This is a genomic window from Dyadobacter sp. HNCC25DJ185 (assembly GCF_056895195.1).
Genome location: NZ_JBXHAR010000007.1, coordinates 216,015 through 233,474, shown reverse-complemented (window position 1 = coordinate 233,474; position 17,460 = coordinate 216,015). Strand labels below are relative to the sequence as shown.

Below are 17,460 nucleotides of genomic sequence, written 5' to 3'. Positions count from 1 at the left end.
AAATATTTCGGAAAATAATCATTTGGTAAAATGTAAAAACCTAATGAAATTGCCATTCTTCATGGCCCACGCCGCTGACTGCCAATGACAATCTTTTCCTAAAACCTGATTATTTCGCAATTCTAACGCTTTATTGATGTTAAAAAAAATCGCGCTCGCCTGTCTGCTCATGTCAGGAACCCTGGGCCAAATCGACTCATTCGCCAATCTGGCCGATTCCACACTCGTTATCAAAAAGACCACGGACTTCCAGGTGAACGGACAGGGATCTGCTTCCAATTGGGCCTCAGCACAATGGCTCGATCTGAACGTGCAGAAAGGCCCCAACCAGCCCTCCCCCGGAAAGCAATTTCCAACCAGAATGAAAATACTGTACTCCGATAAAGGAATTTATTTTCTTTTCGATTGCACGGACCAAAAGTTGACTTCAACCATCATGGAAGACTATGGGGCACTGTTCAAAGAAGATGTCGTGGAAGTGTTCCTCTGGCCCGACACCTCTTTTCCGATCTATCTCGAATACGAGGTTTCTCCGCTCAATTACGAGCTGCCCATCCTGGTACCGAACATGAACGGAAAAGCGCAGGGCTGGAAACCCTGGCATTACGACGACCGCAACCGGGTACAGCATGAAACCAGCGCCCAGGGAGGTCAAAAGAAAAGCATGGCGTCCGTAGAAGGCTGGAAAGCGGAATTTTTCATTCCTTACGCGTTAATGAATCCTATTGTGCCATCCATTCCTAAACCGGGGACCAAGTGGCGCGGGAATTTCTATCGCATCGACTATGATTCTGAAACAGCTTATTACTCCTGGCAAAAAACAGGCGGCAGTTTTCATGAATACAAAAAATTCGGCACACTCATTTTCGAATAAATACTTTTAAATCAAATCCTTAACCATGAGATCCACCATTCTTATTTTCCTTTGCCTTATTTCTGCTGTGATGACTTTTGCACAAAAATCAACCAAAGAAATCCTTTACATCGGTACATACACCCAAAAGGGTGAAGGTATTTATGTCTACGAATTCGACCGCAAAGATTACTCTTTCAAGGAGTTACAGGTGCTTACCAGCAAAACAAGCCCTTCTTTCCTCGAATTTCATCCGAATAAAAAATTCCTCTACGCCGCTAATGAAGGCAACAACACCGTTTCCTCGTTTGCAATTGACCCGGCTACGGGCAAGCTTAAAAGCCTCAATGCCCAGCCTTCACTCGGTAAAGGACCCTGCCATGTTGCAGTGGATCCCAAAGGACGGTTCCTGTATGTGTCCAACTACGGCAGCGGGCAGCTGGGCGTGTACCTGCTCAATGCCGATGGTACAATCGGCGCGGCCGCCGACAGCATCCAGGATAAGGGTGCTGCGGGGCAAAAGCCTCACATGCACTCGGTAATCCCCTCTGCGGACGGAAAATTCATTTATGCATCGGATCTGGGCATTGATAAAATCCTGGTTTACTCCGTGGATCCCAATACGGGCAAACTTACGCCGGGAGCCGTACCTTATGCCGAAGTAAAGGCCGGGGATGGTCCCCGCCATTTCGCAATACATCCCAATGGGAATTTTGGCTATTCGGCCTGTGAGTTGGGCTCAGTTGTCAATTCCTTCAAAATCGTAAAAAATTCCGGGGCATTGGTGCCCATGGAACGTGTGACGATGCTGCCGGCCGACTTTACAGGTAAAAGTTTCGCAGCGGATATCCACTTCTCCCCGGACGGGAAGTTCCTGTACGCTTCCAACAGAGGTCACGAAAGCCTTGCTATCTATGGTGTGGATGCGAAAACCGGCAAGCTGACGGTGGCAGGCCACGCCGATACCCACGGCAAGCATCCACGGAATTTCATGATCGACGCGAAAGGTCAATTTGCGATCGTGACCAACCGCGATAACAACAACGTCGTATTTTTTACCAGGGACGCCAAAACCGGGCAGTTGACTTACACCGGGAAGGAGATTTCCATCCCCACGCCCGTTTGCGTTAAGCAACTATTCCTGAATTAGAAACCGTACCCCGAATAGAGGTAATAACCGCTGAAAATCACGAATTCCAAGATTATTTTCAGCGGTTATCGCTTATTTCAATTTACTTTTCTAATTTTAAAAAAATTTTATGAATCTTCTTCACAACTGAAAATTTACCAAAGAAAATATTACTATTTTAATTTATGACACCAATAATAGGATGTTAATCAATTCAAAATCGTAGTATAACGGAGCACTCCTGAAAGCCCGATAACACCCATTTTAAGATTCAACGGATCACAGATTTCCAGTTTATGACGAATGGCCAGGACGATTTACTGCTCATAACCCTGATCAAACAAGGGGATAGCCGGGCTTTGGATTGCATTTTCAGGAAATATTATTCCTCCCTTTGCCGGTTCGCGACTTACATGACTAATCGGAAAGACCTTGCGGAAGAAATTGTAGCCGACGTCTTTTTCAGGATCTGGGACAAAAGGGACACATTGACGGTCGAGAGAAATGTTCGTTCATATCTTTTTACGGCTACTCGCCATACCTGTATCAACTACATGAAACAGGAAAAATACATCATGGAGGATCTGAGCGACGATATCGTGGAAGAAAGGTCAGGACCCGAGGAGGAACTGCTGTACCATGAACTGGAGTCGCGCGTCAACAACCTCGTGAACTACCTTCCACTGAAAAGAAAAGCCATATTCCAGCTGAACCGTTTCGAGGGTTTTTCTTACAATGAAGTTGCCGAAATTCTTTCTCTATCTGCCAAAACAGTTGAAAATCAGATGGGTAAGGCCATCAAACAACTGAAACTTCTGCAGAAATCCTACAGATTATAAAAAATATCCCTACCGGGTGGGGGTGCCCCCTTTCTTTCCTTGTCCTAACTTAGGAAAGCACCTAAATACATGTCAGATCACACACCTTGGCCCCTGATCGCCAAATATTTGGCAGGCGAATGTAGCCCGGAAGAAGAGCTGGCAATGGAATGGTGGCTCGAAGACTACAATAACCACGACTTGTACCAGCAGATAAAAACCGCCTGGCAGCAGGAGAAGGGACCCGAGGGTATGCCTGAATTCAATCCTGAGGAAGCACTTGCCCGCCTACATGCCAGAATCGCTGAAACCGAAGGTAACCATCTTGAAAAGCAGGTTAAAAACAATCGCTTCCCATGGCTGAGGCCCTGGATGGCCGCAGCCAGCGTCGTGCTTTTGATTGGGATCGGATACCTTTTTGTGAATAAAAATATGGGCAAAAAGACTGTTGCCAGGATCAGCTATGGCCAAAAGGTAATGACTGCCAACGAGGTGACAAGCTTTGTACTGCCCGACGGCTCAAAGGTCTGGCTCAATAAAAACAGCAAGTTGGAATATCCGAAGGCGTTTCTTTCGGACCAAAGAGAGGTGTTCCTGGAAGGCGAGGCTTTTTTTGAAGTCGTGCCCAATCCCGAAAAACCCTTCATAGTCCGGAGCCAGAAGGTCTCAACCCGGGTGCTGGGCACGTCCTTCAACGTGAAAGCAAATAAAGGGGACGAAACTGCCTCGGTTGCTGTAGCCACCGGAAAAGTGGAAGTCAGCAAAGGGATCCAGAGCGGAATGCCCATACGCATTACCCAGCTGACGCCCCAGCAAGAACTGGTGATCAATACTGAAAAAGACGAAACGTATATAGACATCGTTAGCATACAGGACGTTGGTGCATGGCGAAGAGACCAGTTGGTATTCAGAAACAATACCTATGTGGAGGTAGCCGCCAGACTGGAGGCGCATTACGGTGTCCGCATCAATTTCAAAGAGCAAAATCTCAAAGACTGCCGGGTGATGGCAAGCTTTCATGAAGGCACCACCCTGAAAGATGTTTTAAAACTATTGAGCATCTCCAACTCCTTCCGTTATCATATTGACGGAGAACAAGTTACAATACTTGGAGGAGTTTGCAGATAAAGAATTCCTGAATCCATTGATATAGTTACTTGATTTGACTGCTGATGTTTAACACTAAACCGCTTAACCTTTCCTAGCTACGCTATGAAAAAACCATTACCCGTAAAATCGTCGCTCAGCCTGTCCCGTAAACTGCCCGGATCGCTCATGGTGATCTGGCTGTTGCTCAACACGGCGAATGCAGCCGGTATAGACTCGGGGCAGGGTATTGAAGAAGTGAAGATTTCGCTCTATCTCAAGGACGTTTCCCTGCAGAAGGCATTTATCGCTATCGAGAAAAAGAGTGACTTCAAGTTTATCACCAGCATTGAGCGCATCAACGTCAAGAAAAAAGTATCTGTTTCCTTTCAGAACACTTCGATCAAAGATATACTGGAAAATATACTTACAGGCACCGGCCTGGGCTATACACAAATCAACAACAACATTATCATCAACAATAAGTCTTCTGCTGTAAAAACCACGTCTGCGACCACAGCCCCGCCGGCCCCCTCCGAGGCAAAGGCCGCCCAGGAAGTGAGGGGGACCGTAAAGGACGCTAAGGGAAAGGCTATCCCTGGCACGAATATCCTGGTCAAGGGCACCACAGTTGGGACTACTACCGATCTTGACGGTAAATTTTCCGTGAATGTACCCGACGGCAACGCGGTACTGATATGCTCTTCCATTGGCTACAACTCCCAGGAAATAACCGTCGGTGGCCGAACCATCATTGATCTGGTACTAATCGACGACATCAAACTGCTGGGTGAAGTGGTGGTAACTGCATTAGGTATCGAAAAAGATGCAAGAAGCGTGACTTACGCCCAGCAGAATGTGAGTGGAGAAGAGCTGTTGAAGGTCAAAGACCCCAATATGATCAATGCACTGGCGGGTAAGGCGGCCGGTGTGGTGATCACCAAAGGTTCGGGCGGACCGGGCTCCTCTTCCAAAGTATTGCTTCGCGGAAACAAATCCATCACCGGCAATAACCAGCCGCTTTATGTGATCGACGGTATCCCCATGAACAATGCCAACGGCGCGCAAGGCGCTACTTTATTTGATACGCGTGACGCGGGCGATGCGATTTCGAACCTCAACCCGGAAGACATTGAAAACATCAGTATCCTCAAAGGCGCCTCGGCGGCCGCATTGTACGGAAGCCAGGCTGCGAACGGGGTGATTTTGGTAACCACCAAAAAAGGCCGCAAAGGCTTTTCGTCGGTTAACTTTTCCTCCACAGCCAATTTCGAAAACCCTATTGCATTGCCTCATGTGCAGACCAGGTACGGTCAGGGCTACGGCGGCGTGGCCAATACCACCGTCAACGACAGCTGGGGACCGGCGATTACCAATGGAAGTGACAGGCATCTCAAAAATTTCTTTGAGACAGGTAAAACCTTCGTGAACAGCGTATCGATCACAAACGGCAACGACATCGGGCAGTTTTATTTGTCCTATGCCAATACCAGGGCAAATGGTATTGTCCCTCAGAACGACTACAAGCGACATAACATCAATTTGAGAGGTACCACCCAGCTTTTCAACAACAAGCTTTCGCTGGACGCGTCCGTCAACTATATCGAACAGAAAGTTTACAATCGCCCCATGGCGGGGTTCTATTTCAGCCCGATTTTCAGCTTGTACCTGTTCCCGACCGGCGACGATTTTTCGAAATACAGCGGCGACAATTTCCAGAAATGGGATCCCTCGCGCCTCATGAATGTGCAAAACTGGCCTTATATCAAAAATGAAGCGAGTTCAAACCAAAACCCGTACTGGCTCGCCAATCGCAACCAGACCGACCAGTTCAGGAACAGGGCCATCTACGCTTTTTCGGCCAAATGGGCGATTACCGGCTGGCTGAATTTGCAGGGAAGGGCCACCTATGATAAAGTGCAGGACAGCTATGAACTTCGCCAGTACGCTTCCTCGGACCCTACACTGGTGGGGCTGAACGGCGGCTACCGCAAGAACCTGACAAACACCGACCAACTTTATTCGGACATACTGCTAAGTGGCGCAAAAACCTTTGGGAAGGATCTTTTTCTGTCGGCTACCCTTGGTTTCAGCAATACACAAAATACATTTTACGACCTGAATGTAGGCAACAACGGAGCAACCAATACCCTATCCTATCCCAATTATTTCTCGGTATATGCATTGCAGAGCCTGACCGGCCAAGGCTTTTTTAATGCGACCGAAAGTTTGCAGAAACGATTGACACAGGCGCTTTTCGGCACTGCGACCGTCGGGTTTAAGGAAACCGTTTTCCTCGACCTGACTGCCCGTAAGGAATGGTCGTCCACTGTAAACCAATCCTATTTCTACCCGTCGGTAGGTTTGTCCTACGTATTGACCGAGCATTTGTCCCCAAACGATATATTTTCTTTTGCAAAAGTCAGGGCTTCCTATGCCGAGGTGGGGAATGCACTGCCATTTGGAGTGGCCAACTGGACGCCGCCTTATTCGCTTTCCAATGACGAAAACGTGAATGGAAGAGGCACACTGCCGTTTTTCAGCGGCACAGATACCACCAGCCTGAAACCCGAAAGGACACGTTCGTATGAGATTGGTACGGAATTAAGGTTTTTCAAGGACAAGCTGAGCATGAACCTGACGTATTACAATGCCACTACCTACGATCAGGTTTTCCAGATCCAGGCGCCTGCCGGGGCTGGTGCATCCAATTTCTGGATCAACGGAGGAACCATACGGAACAAAGGCTTTGAATCGACCATAAGCTACAAAGCGGATTTCGAAGGGGTAACCTGGACACCAGGGATCAATTTTTCGAGGAATGTCAACCAGATCCGCGAACTCAGCAGCTTGTTGAAATCCGATTGGTTTGTATTGCAGGCCGGCGGAAGTACACGGATGCTGCAATTGTTCCTGACGCGCCCCGGTATCTCCAATCTGCATGGCCGGGAATATGGTTCTTACGGCGATTTGTTTGGAAAAACCTATCAGCGGGACGAAAATGGCAACATCAAATACAATGAAACGACGGGCCTCCCGCTGTTATCCGCAGGTACCGACCAGTATCTGGGCAATGCAAATCCTAAATTCCTGCTGGGTTTCAACAACCAGTTCAAATACAAAAATGCGGCACTTTCATTTCTGGTGGATGGCCGTTTCGGGGGGAAAATTGCTTCGATGACCGAGCAGTGGCTGGATTTCAAAGGGCTATCCAAAAGGTCCGGGGATGCCCGGGATGCGGGTGGGGTGACGTTGAACGGGAAAGTGGTACCTGCGGAAACCTACTACAACTTTATTTCAGGAAAAGGCGATGTCGCGGCGGCGGCCGAAGAGTATATGTTCAGCGCCACCAATGTGCGTTTGCGCGAACTGGCTTTGAGCTATTCCTTCCCTCAGGTTTCCAAAGCCATCAAAGACATCAGCGTTTCGCTGATCAGCAGGAACCTGTTCTTCTTTTACAAAGACGCCCCGTTTGACCCGGAAGTAAGTATCACGACCGCCAACAGCATGCAGGGGATCGAAGGGTTCAGCATACCCGCCACCCGCTCCTATGGCTTTACTGTACGTGCAACCTTCTAACTGTCAATGCAATGAATTTACTTCCTAAACCCTATAAATTCAATGTCCTGATAGTCGCAGGCCTGCTTTCCGCGGCGACTTCGTGCACCGATTACATGCAAACCCTGAACCAGGACGAAAAGCTGATCACCGACGAAGACCTGGTCCAGGACGCCAATGAAGGCGGTATCCTGCTCCCTTTGATGATGAACCGGATCGTCGCTACCACCACAGCGGTACAAACCCAGCAAAACCTGCAAGCCGAATCCTTCGCCGGTTACCTCGAAACCCCTACCCCGTTTTTGAACAATGAAAACACCACCACCTATTTCATGGTGGACGGCTGGAACAACACAGCCTGGAACACCTCCACGCAAAATGTGATGGATCAATGGCTCCAGATGTCGAAAAAAGGTTATGAAACCAAGTATCCCGACTTATACGGTATTTCCCTGATCGTGAAAGTAGCCGGTGCGCATCGACTGGTGGATACCTTCGGGCCCTATCCCTATTCCCGATATGGGACCGCCGCCCAAGTTACTTTTGATTCGGAAGAGGAAGCTTATACCGCATTTTTTGCAGACCTGGAAAAAGCCGTAGGCTTTCTGAAAGCTTCTGAGGCAGCTAACCCCAATGCGGACAAAACGCGTTTCGCCAAATGGGACAAATCGTCGCTTCTCGGAGAATATACCAACTGGATCAAGCTGGCCAACACATTGAGGCTGCGACTGGCAATACGTATTTCAGAAGTGAAACCGGATGTGGCCAAAACCCAGGCAGAAAAGGCCGCAGACCCGGCCAGCGGCGGCTTACTGTCCGACATTGGGTTTTCGGTGACACCTTCTACGACCAATCCTTACTATACCATGGCCAATGCCTGGTCGGACACGCGGCTTTCGGCTAGCGTCGAGACATTCCTGAAAGGATTTGCAGACCCGCGCCTGCCAGCGTACGCGATCGCGGCCACGGATACCGCAGCGAAGGGACAGGTGAAAGGGATCCGTGCAGGATCGGAAAGGCCTGATAAGACGCGATACCAGTTTTATTCGCTTCCAAACGTCTCCACCACTTCGCCGGTAAAACAGGTAGACGTTGCCGAAAGTTACTTCCTGAGGGCAGAAGGCGCCCTGAGAGGCTGGAATATGGGCGGTACCGCCAGGGATTTTTACGAGGCTGGGATCCGGGCATCTTTTAAGGCCAGTAACGTCGGCGGAGTGGACGAATACCTGTCTGGCACCTCCATGCAAGCCGCCTATGTTGACCCGAAAAATAAAGCCAACAACATGCCGTCGATGACGCAGATTACCGTAAAATGGAACGAGGCCGACAATTTTGAAACCAAACTGGAAAGGATCATCACCCAAAAATGGATCGCACTATATCCCGAAGGGACCGAAGCCTGGTCTGAATTCAGAAGGACCGGCTACCCAAGATTGTACCCGGTTGCGGTGAGTAAAAATCCTGACTTACCGGCGGGGACATTTATCAAACGGCTGACGTATCCCTCAGCCGTTACCAATTCCAGTGGAGATGCCGTGAAGGCAGCAGTAGCGGCCTATCTGGGAGGAAAGGATAGTGCCGCTACCCCCATCTGGTGGGACTTGGATTAATCAAAACAAAAAAGCCTTAAAGTCAATATTAACCAAAGTTTATTTCTCCAATGCCGTTAAATAAAAATAATTGTCCTCCCGGTGGGGTATTCGCACATATTTTCTGCATCCTTATTCTGTTATTTGTTTAATTTTTAAAAAAAAGCCTTTATCTCCATATTTCAGCCCTTGATCACTATGATAAACCGCAGAGATTTAATCAAACACCTGTCCGCTTTTCCTCTTTTAGGCGGATTTATCGGACAAAACAGCATAGGTACCCATGCATTCGTTGCGAAGGGAGCAACAAGGAACCTAGCCAAAGAACTGGGCATCCGTACTTTTATTAATGCTGCGGGTACCTACACGGCGATGACAGGCTCACTGATGCAGGATGAGGTAATGGAAACGATCCAGGGCGCCGCAAAGGAATTTATGATGCTGGATGAAGTGCAGACCAAAGTGGGCGAAAAAATCGCTGCCATATGCCACGCGGAAGCCGCGGTGGTGACTGCGGGCTGCTTTTCAGCATTGACATTGGGACTTGCAGGGGTATTGACCGGAATGGACCAGAAAAAAGTGGAAGCCCTCCCGCATTTGGAAGGTACGGGCATGAAATCCGAAGTCATTATCCAGAAAGGCCATAACATCGGCTATTCACATGCACTGACCAACACCGGCTGCAAAATCATCGAAATTGAGACCGCCGAACAATTGCAAAAGGCAATCAATGAAAAAACCGCTTTGCTCTGGTTTTTGAACATCCAGTCGGATAAAGGACAGATCAACCACCAACAATGGATCGAGATCGCTAAAAAGAATGGCATTCCCACCATGATCGATATGGCAGCGGACGTTCCGCCGGTCGAAAACCTTTGGAAATTCAACGATATGGGCTTCGACCTGGTTTGTGTGTCGGGCGGCAAAGCCATGAGGGGACCTCAAAGCGCAGGCATTCTGATGGGCAAGAAACAGCTGATCGATGCGGCAAGATTAAGCATGCCCCCACGCGGATCGACGATCGGTCGCGGCATGAAGGTAAACAAAGAGGAAATCCTCGGCATGTACGTGGCGGTGGACAACTTTGTGAAGATGGACCACAAAAAAGAATGGAAAGTTTGGGAAGACCGGATCGCACACATTGGCAATGCTGCCAAAAGCGTCGCAGGCGTCACCACGGAAGTAAATGTTCCCGAGCTCGGAAACCACACCCCTACTTTGAAAGTATCCTGGGATCCCGCCAGAGTAAGCCTGCCTGTAAAACTTTTACAGGAAAACCTGCGCAAAGGGAACCCATCTATCGAGATCATGCCGGCTGAGAATAATTCATTGACGATCACAGCCTGGATGCTGAAATCGGGAGAAGAAAAAATTGTCGCCAGCCGTTTGAAAGAGGAGCTTTCAAAAGCAGTCGTATAACTGGACTGCAAGCACTGACCTAAACCCATTTTTGAAAATGAAATACAAAGTTGTCCTTCTTTTTCTGCTGGCAGGTCTGCACAGCTACGCGCAGACTTACAGTATCCTCATCAAAGGCGGAACCGTAATCGACCCCAAAAATAACATCAACCAGGTCATGGACGTGGGCATATTTGAGGGGAAGATCAAGAAAGTCGCGAAAGATATTGACCCCAAGGAAGCACGCCAGGTAGTGGATGCCAAAGGTATGTATGTAACGCCGGGACTGATTGATATCCACGGACATGTGTTCTTCGGCACGGAGGTGAACCATTATCTGAGCAACAGTTTTACAGCATTGCCTCCCGATGGTTTCACGTTCCGGGTGGGCGTAACGACCATTGTCGATGCTGGTGGCGCAGGCTGGTCCAATTTCGATGATTTCAAAAACAATGTGATTTTCCATTCGAAAACTCGTGTGCTGTCCTTTATGAATATTGTAGGGAAAGGCATGAGCGGCGGGCAGATCGAACAGGATACCAGCGACATGGACCCTGGGCTGGCAGCGGCGGTGGCACTTAAAAACCGCAACGACGTAGTAGGCTTCAAGGTAGCCCACTTTATGGGGCATGACTGGAAACCGGTGGATAATGCGGTCAAGGCCGGAAAACTGGCCAATATGCCCGTCATGGTCGATTTCGGCGGCAGTACCCCTCCGCTTCCTCTGGAGGATCTGTTTATGAAGCATCTCCGCCCGGGAGATATTTTCACACACGCCTACACCTTGCTGGAAGGTAACATTAGAGAAACCATTGTAGATGAAGCGACGGGCAAAGTGAAGCCCTTCACGCTTGAAGCCCGCAAAAAAGGGATCATTTTCGACGTCGGCTATGGAGGCGCCAGCTTCAATTACTCTCAGGCGATCCCGGCACTCAAAGCGGGTTTTTACCCCAATACAATCAGTACCGATCTGCATACCGGCAGCATGAATGGCTCGATGAAGGATATGCTGAGCATTATGTCCAAATTCTATGTGATGGGGATGGACCTGCCATCGGTCATCAAAGCCAGTACCTGGGCGCCGGCGCAGGTGATCCACCGCGAGCAGCTCGGCCACATTTCCGAGAATGCCATCGCCGACGTAGCCGTGTTTTCGATGCGAAAAGGCAACTTCGGATTTTATGACAAAACCGGTTATAAAATGGAAGGCAAGGAAAAACTGGAATGCGAACTGACCATCATGGGCGGAAAGATTGTCTATGATTTAAATGGGATCACAAAACCGATTTATTTGAAATGAGCTGCCTTGTGACCCTGAGTGGACGGGGCCGCCCTGGCGGTCGAAGGGCTTCCCGGCGACCGCATCTCCCCTAGACCGCGCTTAGGATGACAATGGCATGTTTCAAAACAATATTCTGAGTATTATTAACTTCTTAGATCCGCCTTTAACACATCATGAACAGAAAATTCTTGAAAAGGTCCGCGGCGCTTTTAACCCTCTGCGTGCTGGGCTTTACCTCAGATCATCAGGACAAGCCTTTCAATTCCAAAAACGGCGGATTGTACTTGCCGGATGGTTTTGAAGCAGTTGTAGTCGTCGACAGTCTGCCTGGCCGCGCACGGCACATTGCGGTCAACGATAACGGAGATATCTATGTAAAAGCACGGTTTGCCAACAAAGGAGAATCCGTCATTGCGCTGCGGGATACCAATCATGACGGCCGGGCCGATATCGTCAAACGTTTCGGCGGCGAAGCCAGGGAAAGGGCTTACGGAACCGCCATGCGGATTTACAAAGGATATCTGTATTTCAGCTCGGAACTGGTGGTTTACAGATATAAGCTGACACCGGGCGACCTTGTCCCGCAAAGTCCGGAGGAAGTGGTCCTCACCGACGACCATCCTCATGGCATGCATGAACACATTGCAAAGCCGCTTACCTTCGACGACAAAGGCTTCATGTATGTTCCGTTCGGGGCCAATTCCAACTGCTGCCAGGTCGACAACCGTACACCAGGCTCGCCGGGAATGAACCCCTGCCCTATCCTGGAAGACCACGGCGGCATCTGGAAATTTGACGCAAACAAACTCGGGCAGCATCAGAAAGACGGCGTCAAGTTCGCGACCGGGCTGCGCAGCATCGTCGGTATGGACTGGAATTTTGCGGATAAAAACCTGTATGCATTGCAGCACGGTCGTGACGACTTGCTGCGTTTATGGCCACAGCTTTACAACGGCTGGGAAAGTGCCATGCTGCCATCCGAAGAATTTCTGAGGATCAAGGAAGGAACCCACGCGGGCTGGCCTTATTGCTACTGGGACCAGATGCAGAGTAAAAAAGTCCTCAATCCGGAATATGGCGGCGATGGGAAAATCGTGGGCGACTGCGGTCAGTACGAAAAACCGCTGATTGGTTTTCCAGGGCACTGGGCACCGAACGACCTGCTTTTTTACCAGGGAAACCAGTTTCCTGAACATTACAAAAACGGATCTTTCATCGCTTTCCACGGATCGACGAACCGTGCGCCTTATCCGCAGTCGAGCTACTTCATTGGGTTTGTGCCCTTTAAAGGCGGGCAGCCTTCGGGCCCCTATGAGATCTTTGCCGACGGCTTCGCAGGCGTTGACCCGATTGTAAATGTAAGTGACGCCGTTTATCGCCCTATGGGTATTGCAATGGGGCCGGATGGCTCTATCTATATCGCTGAAACTGAGAAAGGCAAGATTTGGAAAATAACTTATAAAGGCAATAAAAAGAAATTTGGCAAAGCTGCTTTGGCCTCGCAGGAAAAAAGAAAGTCATTGACGCACATCCGAACTCCGGATTTTGTGAACGATAACATGGACAAAGACCAGCCGATCGCAGGAGGAAAAGTATACGGCGTTTATTGTGGTGCCTGTCACCAGCGTAACGGAATGGGCGACTCGCAACGTTTTCCGCCATTGGGTGGTTCGGAGTGGGTTACGGGGGACAAGACCAAACTGATCAATGTTTTATTGAAAGGACTGGAAGGGCCCATAGACGTGAAGGGGCAGTCTTACAACAACGTAATGCCCCAGCACAGTTTTTTAAAGGACGAAGAAATCTCAGAAGTACTTACGCACATCAGGAGCAATTTTGGCAACAGTGCAAGCCCGGTTAGTGTGGAAGAAGTGTCTAAGGCGCGGGCCGCACTCGATAGTTTGAAATAAGGCTTTTCTTCCTCCAACCTGTTTAAGCGGATATTACTCTCCGGCAATTGAGTATTCCTTTAAAAGGTTGGAGGGAGAATGGCAACCCAATATAAAATTCCACCATACAGTCACTTTGAATGCGCAGAAATAACGTTTTCGCCGCAGTAATCATTATTTTTTCCGGAGCTGGCCTTGCAGGGTTCTCATCCAAAGCGACAGACCCATTCCTACATGGCGCCCAGGATCCATGGAAAGCGCCTTCCTGGACCGATACCCTCAAAAGTCCGTACCACGAAGAGCCGCTGACGTTAGCACAGGGCGAAGAACTGTTCACGCTTTATTGCGCTTCCTGCCACGGCGATGGCGGCTATGGGGACGGTGCAGCCGGTGGCGCACTGGGACAAAAACCCGCCAATTTCCACGATACTTTGGTGAAGGCCCAGAGTGATGGCGCACTGTTCTGGAAAATGTCGACCGGGAGAGGGAATATGCCCCCTTTCAAGGACGTTTTCACCGACGAGCAAAGATGGCAGCTGGTGGCCTATGTCCGCCATTTAGGCAAAACAGAGTAATCCTGAACCCAATCGTCATAAATGTTACATTACAGAAACTTCCTGAAAACCGGATATGCCCTCGCATTATTAGGGATATCATTGGGGGCCTCCGCACAGCAAAGGGAGGTAGTTACCAAAACACCCGTCCCGCTTCGTGACGACATCACGATCGAAGAATACATGAAAGTGGAGCCGGAAGCCGTAAGGATCATTCAGAATCCCGTCAGCGGCGAAATCTATTACACGACCTTCTTTGGCGATGTGCTGAAAATTGTAGAAGTGGATGGAAAACCGCAAAGCAAAAAACTGCTTTCCGTGGAAGACCATGGCATACCCCGCTTGCAAGGTGCTGCTTTTCATGGCAATACGCTTTTTCTGGCTGGTAATGTGAGTGTCAATAACAACAAAGGAAACAAAGGCAGGATGGTCCGCTATGAAATGAAAGCAGGCGTGGGAACGTCCGATGTTGAAAAACCTGAAATGACCGTTGTTTTCAACACAGTCGAATATGGTGCCAACAAAACTACCTTTGATCACGGTTGGAATGCCCTGGAAATCAGTCCGGACGGCAAATACATTTTTGTGAACACCGGTGCCAGAACAGACCATGGCGAGGTACAGGACAATGGTGGCGAATATCCTAATGCACGCGACAATGCATTGACTTCCAACGTTTTCAGGTTTCCAATTGACGCCAAGGACCTGTTGCTGTCTACGGACGCAGCCCAGTTAAAGGCCGACGGCTACCTGTACGCCGAGGGCATCAGGAACGCCTACGACATGGCTTTCGACCCAAAAGGAAATTTATTCGGCGTATCCAATTCCGGCGATTATGATCATCCGGAAGATATGTTCTGGATCAGGCAAGGGCACCATTATGGCTTCCCGTGGGTGATGGGCGGCATCGATAACCCACAACAATATCCCGATTTCCAGCCCGATCCCGACAAAGACCCATTCCTGAGCAAATTTGCTTTCGCGTTGCTGATGAAGTACTTTCACAACGATCCGGATTTCCCAAAACGGCCTGCCGGTGTTACATTCACCCCATCAGTCCAGAACATGGGCCCTGATGCAAACGAATACCGGGATAAGAAGACCGGCGTGATCATGGATGGGGATACGACCGGAGTAACCGTCGGAACGTTCAATGCGCATTCATCTCCGCTGGGGCTCTTTTTCGATACCAAGAGCGCCTTGGGCAAAGACTTGACGGGGGACGGATTTGTGATCAGGTATGCGGGTGGCCCCAGAAACGGTGTAACCAATCCAAGCCCACTTCGCAGGCAGGGAAAAGACCTCCTGCACCTCCAAATGATCTATGACAAGGCATCTGACAATTATAAAGTAAAGACAACCAGGATCATAGACAATTTCACGTCGCCGACGGATGCGCTGCTGGTTGGAAACGTCTTATATGTAATCGAGTACGGCGGCAAGCAAGGCGGAAATAAGGCGGGAGGCAGTATCTGGAAGATTACATTGCCGGCCAACGAGAAAATGGCTAAAAAACGCAAAAAGAAAAAAGCACAATGACCATTTAATATCTAACCTTAATTAAAACCAATATGAAATCCGAAAGAAGATCGATCATCAAAAAATTGTTTGCATCGGTAGCAGGTATTGCCGGAATTGGCGTTGCTGCCAAAGCCGCTCCCGCGGAAGTTTTGCCAGCAGGGGCCACCCCCGCCCCCACTCATGAAAGTGGCAGCGTAGAAATGCTTCAGGATGTGCCGTTATTTGCCGGTCATACCATTTTCAATAATCTCGTTTTTATAGCTGGCAAAGGCGCTCACGTCCCGGGGGACGTGACATCGCACACCAAGATTGTTTTGGATTCGATTGAAGAGGAACTGAAGAAGGCTGGCTCTTCCATGGATAAAGTGTTGAAGGTGAATGTTTACCTGGACAAAATCGAGGACTGGGCAACAATGAACGCAGTATATAAAGGCCGCTTCGGAAAAAAACCACCGGTTCGCACCACTGTCGCCGTTAAAGGAATCCCTGGCGACTCGCTGATTGAGATCGACTGCATCGCGTATATCTAGTTTCTGGTTTCTTCGGGGTTGGACTTACAAGTCTTCAAGATTTGGTAAGTCCAACCTTAGAAAACCGACTAATATTCCGCTAAACTTAAATTAGCCGGCAGATAATTTTAAATAAAAAAATTAAATCGATCTTATATTTTAAATTTCAGCGAGAAACAGTTACTTTGTTGTCTTACCGTACCAAATTTGAACAAAAGACAACGTATCGCTGAGGAGAACATCGTTCTCTTGGATCTCTGGCGCCAATCCCAGGCCGGGGACAGTCTGGCGTTTTGCCAGCTGGCCGACAAGCAGTACCGCACGCTTTTCAATTACGCCACCCAATTCACTTCCGATCGGGAGTTCATCAAAGATTCAATTCAGGAACTGCTGATACACATTTGGGAGAAACGCGAGACCATCCATATCCAATTTGTTTCGATCTACTTCCTGAGAGCATTGCGCAACCAGTTGATGCAGGAATTCCGCCGAAACAATGCTTCCCACTCATTGCTTGACATTGACGAGGCAGGTCAGATTTCTGATTATCAGACGATTGAAACGGAAATAGAAAATCACGAGGCCTTCACCGAAAATCAATTTAAAGTGCGTAGCGCCCTGGAAGAGCTCCCCCGCCGCCAGAAAGAAGCCATTTTCCTGAAATATTTCGAAGGAATGGATAATGAACAAATTGCGGACCTGATGCAGGTTAACAGGCAATCCGTGGCTAACTTATTGTTCAAGGCAATTACATCGCTGAAAGCACAGATGCACTGGGCCGGGCATGTAATGATTGTGCTGCTTTTTTCTTGGGAATAGGTTAGAAATCGTTGTATCATCTGCTTCATCAAGCCTAACAATTCCTAGTTGCCTTCTAATTGCCTCACAAACGGTGCTATGAATGCGGTGGCACTGTCGCCTGCTGACATCGCGCAAAGTCCGATTCCTCAGTTGAAATGATCGCACCCAAGCTACCACAATCCCCCAAAAGGGTCATTTTCGGTGATGCTTTCGAGGGAATCCTGAACATATAGTCCAGGCGCATCACTGATATTTTCCATTACCTCTTCAACGGTCCCTCCTTGCGTCATAACTGCCGGTATCTCTCTGGTTCACCAGTTAAAAACGCTTAGCTCCGGGATATTAAGACCGTAAATTTCGTGGCAAAAATTTTGAAATATGCCCCAAGCTCACAACCAATCTTATACGGAACATACAAGTTTTAATCGTGGTCGGAATTGTAATCTAAAACAACTTTATCATCTGCCCCTTCT

The 17,460-nt window shown here is 48.9% G+C and carries 13 protein-coding genes; all 13 read left to right on the top strand.

Annotation, left to right across the window (positions count from 1 at the left end; all coding sequences use genetic code 11):
- The first annotated feature begins 136 nt into the window (after nt 1–136).
- The 13 genes from AC1XUF_RS20935 (at nt 137) to AC1XUF_RS20875 (ending at nt 17,005) form a co-directional block, all read left to right on the top strand.
- A complete protein-coding gene (locus AC1XUF_RS20935; protein WP_483343782.1) occupies nt 137–874 on the top strand; it encodes a carbohydrate-binding family 9-like protein in 738 nt (245 codons plus the stop codon).
- Nucleotides 875–899: 25 nt separating this feature from the next.
- On the top strand, nt 900–2,003 hold the full coding sequence (locus AC1XUF_RS20930) for a lactonase family protein (RefSeq protein WP_483343781.1): 1,104 nt from the start codon (nt 900–902) through the stop codon (nt 2,001–2,003).
- A 275-nt stretch (nt 2,004–2,278) separates the two neighbouring features.
- Nucleotides 2,279–2,821 (top strand): RNA polymerase sigma factor, encoded by a 543-nt coding sequence (locus tag AC1XUF_RS20925; protein ID WP_483343780.1) that lies wholly within the window; start codon nt 2,279–2,281, stop codon nt 2,819–2,821.
- Nucleotides 2,822–2,890: 69 nt separating this feature from the next.
- Nucleotides 2,891–3,928 (top strand): FecR family protein, encoded by a 1,038-nt coding sequence (locus AC1XUF_RS20920; RefSeq protein ID WP_483343779.1) that lies wholly within the window; start codon nt 2,891–2,893, stop codon nt 3,926–3,928.
- 84 nt (nt 3,929–4,012) lie between these two features.
- Complete coding sequence (locus tag AC1XUF_RS20915; protein WP_483343778.1) at nt 4,013–7,465, top strand: SusC/RagA family TonB-linked outer membrane protein; 3,453 nt, start codon at nt 4,013–4,015, stop codon at nt 7,463–7,465.
- 11 nt (nt 7,466–7,476) lie between these two features.
- Entirely contained in the window at nt 7,477–9,054 is a 1,578-nt protein-coding gene (locus AC1XUF_RS20910; RefSeq protein WP_483343777.1) for a SusD/RagB family nutrient-binding outer membrane lipoprotein, read from the top strand.
- 177 nt (nt 9,055–9,231) lie between these two features.
- Complete coding sequence (locus AC1XUF_RS20905) at nt 9,232–10,452, top strand: aminotransferase class V-fold PLP-dependent enzyme (protein ID WP_483343776.1); 1,221 nt, start codon at nt 9,232–9,234, stop codon at nt 10,450–10,452.
- A gap of 37 nt (nt 10,453–10,489) precedes the next feature.
- Nucleotides 10,490–11,731, top strand: coding sequence for an amidohydrolase/deacetylase family metallohydrolase (locus tag AC1XUF_RS20900; protein WP_483343775.1), 1,242 nt, complete (start codon nt 10,490–10,492; stop codon nt 11,729–11,731).
- A 155-nt stretch (nt 11,732–11,886) separates the two neighbouring features.
- A complete protein-coding gene (locus tag AC1XUF_RS20895) occupies nt 11,887–13,623 on the top strand; it encodes a PQQ-dependent sugar dehydrogenase (protein WP_483343774.1) in 1,737 nt (578 codons plus the stop codon).
- A 119-nt stretch (nt 13,624–13,742) separates the two neighbouring features.
- A complete protein-coding gene (locus AC1XUF_RS20890; RefSeq protein ID WP_483343773.1) occupies nt 13,743–14,177 on the top strand; it encodes a c-type cytochrome in 435 nt (144 codons plus the stop codon).
- 21 nt (nt 14,178–14,198) lie between these two features.
- On the top strand, nt 14,199–15,695 hold the full coding sequence (locus tag AC1XUF_RS20885) for a PQQ-dependent sugar dehydrogenase (RefSeq protein ID WP_483343772.1): 1,497 nt from the start codon (nt 14,199–14,201) through the stop codon (nt 15,693–15,695).
- 32 nt (nt 15,696–15,727) lie between these two features.
- Nucleotides 15,728–16,207, top strand: coding sequence for a RidA family protein (locus AC1XUF_RS20880; protein ID WP_483343771.1), 480 nt, complete (start codon nt 15,728–15,730; stop codon nt 16,205–16,207).
- 186 nt (nt 16,208–16,393) lie between these two features.
- The gene (locus AC1XUF_RS20875) at nt 16,394–17,005 is read left to right on the top strand and encodes an RNA polymerase sigma factor (RefSeq protein WP_483343770.1); all 612 of its coding nucleotides are present in this window, start codon (nt 16,394–16,396) and stop codon (nt 17,003–17,005) included.
- Nucleotides 17,006–17,460 lie beyond the last annotated feature (455 nt).